We start from the raw sequence: 8078 nt of genomic DNA, 5'->3' as shown, positions 1-8078 counted from the left end.
CGCCACGTTTCCCAACCATCCAGTATACATACAAAACCCCCTTCAAATTTTCAAAGTTTCAGCCCAAGGGCTGTTTCTAAATAGATGATTTTGCGCCAAGGGCAAGGAAAAAGGCTTTTTTACGAAAGGAGTGTACTTTTGCGGTACATGACTGGAGTAAAAAAAGCCTTTTGACGCAGCCAGTTGGACAAAAGAATTATTTAGAGACAGCCCCTGGTGGGCTTTTTGCTTTATCTGCTTGATGGGGGTCATAGCATTGGCGAGGGTTCGTCATAGAGCATAAGGGAGTTATGAATATACCCTATGCCCCCTTGCTCAAAACCTGCAATCTGCGCGCCACGGCTTCACCGTAGCGCATGCGCCACCACCAGCGGCGTGTGCGCAGGCGGGCGCGGTCAAGGCACAGATAAACCACGGGCGTGGTGTACAGAGTCAAAAGCTGGCTCATGAGCAGGCCCCCCACGATGGTCACACCCAGTGGCTGCCGGATCTCCGCGCCGTCGCCCTGCCCCAGCACAAGCGGCACAGCGCCAAAAATGGCGGCAGCCGTGGTCATCATGATTGGCCGAAAACGCAGCAGGCAGGCCTCATAAATGGCCTTGTCCGGCGGCAGATTGCGGCTGCGCGAGGCTTCAAGGGCAAAGTCGATCATCATGATGGCGTTCTTTTTGACAATACCGCACAGCAGCAGCACGCCGATAAGCGCTATAACGCTGAATTCCATCTTGAAAAGCATCAGCGCCAGCAAGGCTCCGCCCCCGGCTGAAGGCAAGGTGGATAAAATGGTCAGGGGATGGATAAGGCTTTCGTACAGTACGCCAAGCACGATATACAGGGCCGCCAGGGCCGCCAGAATAAGAACCACCTGATTGCCCGCAGTATCGCTGAACATTTTGGCCGTTCCCTGAAAACTGCCCACAATGGAAGACGGTACGCCGAGCCGCACCCGCGCCTCTTCAATGGCCTCCTGCGCCTGCGAGAGGGCAACCCCCGGCGCAAGGTTGAATGACAGGGTGATGGCCGCAAACTGCCCCTGATGCGAGACCGAAAGAGGCGCAAATGACGGCGCTACCTCGGCCACCCCAAGCAGCGGCACAAGCCCGTCCTTGCCGGACAGGTAGACCTTGCCCAGCGCCTCCTCGCTTTGCAGCCAGTTTTCATCGTATTCCAGCACCACACGATACTGGTTTTTGTCCCGATAGATGGTGGAAACCTGGCTTTGACCAAAGGCATTGCCCAGGGCTGCGTCCACGTCCTTCATGCTCAGGCCGTGCCGCGCCAGGGCATCACGGTTGACCGTAACCATCGTTTGCAGGCCCCGCTCTTCAATATCGCTGTCCACGTCCTTGAACTGGGGCAGGTCCGCCAGGGCCTGCTGCATGCGGCGTCCCCAGGTACGCAGGTCGTCCAGTGTGTCGGCTTGCAGGGTGTACTGATACTGCGAGCGCGAACTGCGCCCGCCCATCATGATGTCCTGCGCAGGTTGCAGAAAAATCTGCAAACCCGGCTCGCCGGAAAGCTTGCCGCGCAGCCTGCCTATAACGGCCTGCGCGCCTACCTTGCGCTCTTCCAGCGGCTTGAGGGCGATAAATACCCCACCGCCGCCACGTCCGCCGGAAATATGGGCTGAAACCTGCCGCACCGCCGGGTCGGCGCGTATAACCTCCACAAGTTTTGCCAGCTTGCTCTCCATGGCCTGAAACGACGCGCTCTGGTCTGCGCGAATGCCGCCAATGATGACGCCGGTATCCTGCGTGGGGAAAAATCCTTTGGGTACAATGATGTACATCCACACATTGGCCGCCACCACCAGCAACAGGGTAAGCATGGTCAGGCGCGGATGCCGCAACACCACAGGCAGGCTGCGGGCGTAGCCCGACTGCATTCCCGCAAGTACCCTGCCCCAGGCGTCGCCCATGCCTGAAAAAAAGCGCCGCACCGCATTCCACACGCGGCTTTTGGCCAGAAACCCAGGCCTTGGTGCTGCCGCAGGATTTTCGGCCAAGGACAATGCAGGATCGGGAGCAGAGCCGCCGGGCTGGCTGGAACCGCCATTCCGCCTGGTACGGATGGGCCGTAACAGCCTGGCGCACATCATGGGTGTCGTGGTGAGCGAAACCACCATAGATACCAGCACAGCCGTGGTCAGCACCACAGAAAATTCCCGGAACAGCCGCCCCACCACGCCGCCCATAAACAAAATGGGCGCAAAAACCGCCACAAGGGAAAGGGAGATGGAAACAACGGTAAAGCCCACTTCCCGCGCGCCGCGCAGGGCTGCCCGCATGGGGCTTTCGCCAAGCTCAAGCCGCCGGACGATATTTTCCAGCACCACAATGGCGTCATCCACCACAAAGCCGGTGGAAACCGTGAGTGCCATGAGCGAAAGGTTGTCCAGACTGTAGCCGCACAGGTACATGACGCCGAACGTGGCAATAAGGGATACCGGAGCCGCCACCGCCGGAATACAGGTGGCCCGCCCGTTGCGCAAAAAAAGAAAGGTCACCAGAACCACCAGCGCCATGGCCAGCATCAGGCTTTTTTCCACTTCGTGCAAAGACGCGCGGATGGTCAGCGAGCGGTCCATACGCAGGTCCAGGTCCGCACTTTCCGGCAGCCATGAACGCAACTGGGGCAGCATGTCTTTCACCCTGTCCACAGTTTCGATGATATTGGCACCGGGCGAGCGAAAAACAATAAGCAGAACAGCCGGTTGGCCGTTGGACACGGCCATGTTGCGCACATCCTGCGAACTGTCTTTCACCTGCGCCACGTCTTCGAGGCGAATGACCCTGTCGCCCTTGCGTCCCACCACAAGCGACCTGTAATCATCCGCCTGGTGTAACTGGTCGTTGGCCCCCACCAGCCAGTAGTTCTGCTCGCTCTCTATCTGGCCCTTGGGCAGGTAGGCGTTGGCAGCGGCCAACGCCCTGCGCACATCCGCCATGCTCAGGCCCGCCCGGCTCAAGGCATCGGGAATAACCTCCACACGCACGGCAGGCAACGCGCCGCCGCCCACCACAACTTCACCCACGCCCGCCAACTGGGATATCTTTTGCGCCAGCACCGTGGAGGCCGCATCATACAGTTGCGAGCGGGTCAGCACGTCCGAAGTGACGGACAGAATCATGATGGGCGCGCCCGCCGGGTTCACCTTGCGGTAGGACGGGTTGGACGGCATGGTGGGCAGGGTTGAACGCGCGGCATTGATGGCTGACTGCACATCACGGGCCGCGCCGTCGATATTGCGGTCCAGGTCAAATTGCAAAATGACATTGGTGGAGCCGAGGCTACTGTTCGACGTCATTTCCGTCACCCCGGCAATACGGCCCAGGGCGCGTTCCAGCGGGGTGGCCACAGTGGCGGCCATAGTTTCCGCGCCTGCGCCGGGCATGCGCGCCCGCACCATAACCACGGGAAAATCCGTTTCGGGCAGCGGAGCCACGGGCAGCAGGCCAAAGGCCACCAGCCCCGCCAGCGTGAGGGCGATGGTCAGAAGAACGGTGGCTACAGGCCGCCGGATAAAGGGCGCGGAAATATTCAGGGGCAAATCAGCAGGCCCCAGGCGATGCCCGCGCACGGGCTTTTTGCGAACCTGCTGCGCCGCATCATGAGTATTTTCATGCGGAGCGCTGTGAGGGGCGCTCATGTCCTGCTCCCGTCCGGCATGGTGCTTCCGCGTGCAGGGATGTCAGCCGCTCCATCGTCCCCCGATGCGTCTCCCCAGGCACGCACCGGCTCGACCGCCTCATGGAGGCCATTTCCCCCATCCAGAGTGTCTTCTGCATCAGACGCGGCTCCGCCACTGCCCGCAGACGCCGCCCCCCTGCCGCGCACCCGGCGGCTCAGACGATCAAACCACAGGTATATCACCGGAGTGGTAAAGAGGGTCAGCACCTGGCTGACGATCAGGCCGCCCACCATGGTCACGCCCAGAGGCCGCCGCAGTTCCGCACCCATGCCCCAGCCGATCATGAGGGGCAGCGCGCTGAGCAGGGCCGCCATAGTTGTCATGAGAATGGGGCGTAAACGCAGCAAACACGCCTGCCGTATGGCCGCCAGCGGTTCCTTGCCCTCATTGCGCTCGGCATCCAGCGCAAAGTCGATCATCATGATGGCATTCTTTTTAACAATACCGATGAGCAGGATAATGCCGATAATGCCCACAACCCCAAGCTCCATACCGGCCAGCATGAGAGCCAGCAAGGCTCCCACCCCGGCCGAAGGCAGGGTGGAAAGAATGGTCACCGGGTGAATATAGCTTTCATACAGCACGCCCAGCACAATATACATGGTCACAATGGCCGCCAGGATAAGCCACACCTGATTATTGGTGGACGCCATGAACGCCTGGGTGGCCCCCTGAAACTGGACGCGCAGCGAATCCGGAACCTGAAGGCGTTCAAAGGTGCTGTTGACCGCAGCCACAGCCGCCCCCAGAGAAGAATCCCGCGCCACATTGAACGCAATGATGGCTACAGGAAACTGCCCCTGCCGCGCAATGGAAAGCTGTGTGGGCCGCTCTTCAACAGTGGCGATGCTTCCCAGCGGCACTGGCTTGCCGTCGCCGCCCTTGACGTAAATGTTTTCTATATCTCCAGGACCCTGACGAAAACGCGGGGCCACCTCAAGCACAACCTTGTACTGGTTGGTCTGGGTGAAAATAGTGGAAATCAACCTCTGGCCCAGGGCGTCATACAGGGCATTGTCTATGTCCGCCATGCTTATGCCGAGCCGCCCGGCGGCATCGCGGTTGATATTGAGCCAGGCCATGCGGCCCGGAGCCTGATAGTCGCTGGTCACAAGCTCCAGTTCTGGCTGCTGCCTGAGGGCCTCAACCATGCGCCGCGCCCAGGTGTCCAGTTGCGCCCTGTCCAGCGCTTCTACCGTCAACTGGTACTGGCTGCGGGAAACACGATCCTCAATGGTCAGGTCCTGTACCGGCTGCAAATACAGGGTCATCCCCGGCAGGGACCCGGCCCTGTCCATAATGCGTCGGGCAATGGCCGGAGCGCGGGCGTCCCGGTCGGCCAGCGGGCGCAGCTCTATGGTCAGGCGTGAGGTGGCCATGGTCTGGTTTATGCCGTCTACCCCCACAAAAAAGACTACGCTTTCCACGGCCGGGTCTTCAAGGATCACTTCTGCAAGTTCGCGCTGGCGACCGGCCATGGCCTTGAAGGAGGTATCCTGCGGGGCTTCGGCCATGCCCTGGATAACGCCCGTATCCTGCACGGGAAAAAAGCCCTTGGGTACAGCAATGTAAAGCAGCACGGTAAGCGCCAGCGTACCCACGGCCACGGCCAGGGTCAGGCCCTGATGCGCCAGCACCCAGTCAAGCCGGTGCTCGTACCAGACAAGCAGCCGGGCAAAAAAGCGCCCTTCACCCTTACGGTCCGCGGGGCGCGCGGGCCGCAGCATGACCGCGCACAGCATGGGCGTGAGCGTAAGCGAAATAACTGCGGAAATAAGAATGGTCACTGCCAGGGTAACAGCGAATTCGCGAAAGAGCCGCCCCACAACATCCCCCATAAAAAGCAGGGGAATAAGCACGGCCACCAGCGAAACGGTAAGGGATATGATGGTAAAGCCGATCTGGCCCGCGCCCGTAAGCGCTGCCTGAAGCGGGCGCATGCCCTTCTCCAGATAACGGGAAATATTTTCTATGACCACAATGGCATCGTCCACCACAAAACCTGTGGCGATAACAAGAGCCATAAGAGTAAGGTTGTTGAGGGAATAGCCCGCCAGATGCATGACGCCCAGCGACCCCACCAGCGAAAGCGGCACGGCCAGCGCCGGAATAATCGTGGCCTGGGCATTGCGCAAAAACAGCCAGATGACCCAGATGACAAGGCCCACAGCCAGCAGCAGCTCCAACTGCACGTCGTGCACCGTGGCGCGGATGGTGGTGGTGCGGTCCGTCACCACGCGCACCTCGACGTTGCCGGGCATGGTCTGCTGCAATACGGGCAGAAGTCGCGTCACGCTGTCGGCCACGCCGATGACGTTGGCGCCGGGCTGGCGCTGCACGGAAAGCACGATAGCCGGGCGAAAACCCAGACCCTGCCCCGCCACATAGGCGGCCAGACGCGCATTTTCAGCCCCTTCCACCACATCGGCCACATCCTGCAGGCGTAAGGGCGCGCCGTCCTTGTAGCCTATGATGGTACGGGCGTATTCCTCGGCCGAGGCAAGCTGGTCATTGGCGTCAATGGTACTCGCGCGCTCCGGGCCGTCAAAGCTGCCTTTGGCATCATTGACGTTGGCCTTTGCAATGGCCGTGCGCACATCGGCCAGGGTGAGGCCCGCATTGGCCAGAGCCCTGGGATTCATCTGCACGCGTACGGCCGGGCGCTGGCCGCCTGACAGGGTGACCAGGCCGACACCCGGCAACTGCGAAATTTTCTGGGCCATGCGCGTGTCAACCAGATCTTCAAGGCGGGTCAGAGGCATGGCGTCACTGACTACAGCCAGTGTAATGACCGGCGGATCGGCCGGATTTACCTTGTTGTAGACAGGTGGCGTGGGCAGGTCTGAAGGCAGCAGGTTATCGGCAGCGTTGATGGCCGCCTGCACTTCCTGCTCGGCCACATCAAGAGCCATAGACAGGTCAAACTGCAGGGTAATGACCGAAGCCCCGGCCGAAGAAAGGGAACTCATCTGCACAAGGCCGGACATGGTGCCGAACTGACGCTCAAGCGGCGCAGTCACCACCGAGGCCATCACGTCGGGCGAAGCCCCCGGGTAGAGGGTCTGCACCTGAATGGTGGGATAGTCGATCTGTGGCAGGGCCGCCACGGGCAGATAACGATAGCCCAGCAGACCGGAAAGAAGCAGCGCCACCATGAGCAGAGACGTGGCTATGGGCCGGAGAATAAAAATGCGGGAAAGATTCATGGCGGCGTATATCCTGTGAGCCGGAACGGCCCCAAAAAATGCTTACGGTGCGCCGCCCGTGCCGGGCGCTGCTCCGGCCGGGGACGATGCGCCAGCGGATGGCGGAGTGCCGGGAACAGACGCCGAGGCGGCATCCGGGCCGTTTTCAGGCACGGTATCGGCGCTTTCGGCCCTGGGCGTTTCCGTGGTGGCCGCAACGCGCACGGCAATGCCTTCGCGCAGGCGGTCCAGACCATCAACCACCACTTTTTCCCCAGGCGCAAGCCCTTTTTCAATGACCGTCAGCCCGCCGGTACTGATGCCCGGTGTGACCAGGCGCAGTTCCGCCTCATCGCCGCCCCTTTCACCCTGGCGCACCACATAAACATAGGCCCCGCGCCTGCCAAGCTGCACCGCAGCGGCGGGAACCGTAACCGCGTCATGCAGCGTGCGCACCAAAAGCCTGGCATTGACAAACTGGTTGGGATACAGCGCTTCGTCCGTGTTGGGAAAAACCGCCTTGAGGCGCACCGTACCCGTGGCGCTGTCTATCTGGTTATCAAGAGAAATCAGACGGCCTGTACCCAGTAGGTGCTTCTGCTCCCTGTCCCAGGCCTGAACCGCCAGCCGGTGCGGGTCGGGCTGCGCTTCAGCACGGCGCAGGGCCTGCACAACCAGCGGAACCTGACTTTCGGGCAGGGTAAAAATAACGTCACATGGGCTGATTTCAGTAATGCGCACTAGCCCGCCGGAATCCGAGCTTTTGATCATATTGCCCTCGTCCACATTGCGCAGGCCGAGGCGGCCGCTGATGGGCGCGGTAATCCGGCTGTATTCCAGTTGCAGGCGTGCAGAATCCACGGCGGCCTGATCAGCTTCAACCGTGCCTTCGTACTGACGCACCAGCGCGCGTTGCGTTTCGTACTGCTGAGCGGCGATAAAGCTGCCCTGAACAAGCTTGGCGTAGCGGGAAAGGTCTTTGCGCGCGTTTTCAAGCTGTGCTCTGTCTCTGGCAAGGTTGCCCAGGGCCTGGTCAAGGCTGGCCTGAAAAGGACGCGGATCAATCTCGGCCAGCAGATCTCCGGCCTTCACGCGCTGGCCTTCGGCAAAATGCAGGCGCAACAGTTGGCCGTCCACCCGGCTGGTCACAAGTACATCGCCGGAAGGCAGCACCGTGCCAAGGCCATTGAGAAAATGCGGCA

Annotated in this window: 3 protein-coding genes; all 3 read right to left on the bottom strand. The window is 60.9% G+C overall.

Annotated elements, in window-relative coordinates:
* Positions 1-301: 301 nt before the first annotated feature.
* Complete coding sequence (locus QZ377_RS07060) at positions 302-3649, bottom strand: efflux RND transporter permease subunit (RefSeq protein WP_291440468.1); 3348 nt, start codon at positions 3647-3649, stop codon at positions 302-304.
* Entirely contained in the window at positions 3646-6897 is a 3252-nt protein-coding gene (locus tag QZ377_RS07055; RefSeq protein ID WP_291440467.1) for an MdtB/MuxB family multidrug efflux RND transporter permease subunit, read from the bottom strand. The genes QZ377_RS07060 and QZ377_RS07055 overlap by 4 nt, the downstream gene beginning before the upstream one ends.
* Positions 6898-6939: 42 nt before the next feature.
* Positions 6940-8078, bottom strand: a 1139-nt coding sequence (locus tag QZ377_RS07050) for an MdtA/MuxA family multidrug efflux RND transporter periplasmic adaptor subunit (RefSeq protein ID WP_291440466.1), incomplete at its 5' end; no start/stop codon positions are given.

The organism is Desulfovibrio sp. (assembly GCF_019424165.1).
Lineage (GTDB): Bacteria > Desulfobacterota > Desulfovibrionia > Desulfovibrionales > Desulfovibrionaceae > Desulfovibrio.
The sequence above is the reverse complement of the archived record's forward strand: the minus strand, read 5'-3'. Positions and strand labels throughout refer to the sequence as shown.

Bases quoted from the DNA above. Each gene is read 5' to 3' on its own strand.
- QZ377_RS07055 (WP_291440467.1), bottom strand. From the start codon at position 6,897: ATGAATCTTTCCCGCATTTTTATTCTCCGGCCCATAGCCACGTCTCTG.
- QZ377_RS07060 (WP_291440468.1), bottom strand. From the start codon at position 3,649: ATGAGCGCCCCTCACAGCGCTCCGCATGAAAATACTCATGATGCGGCG.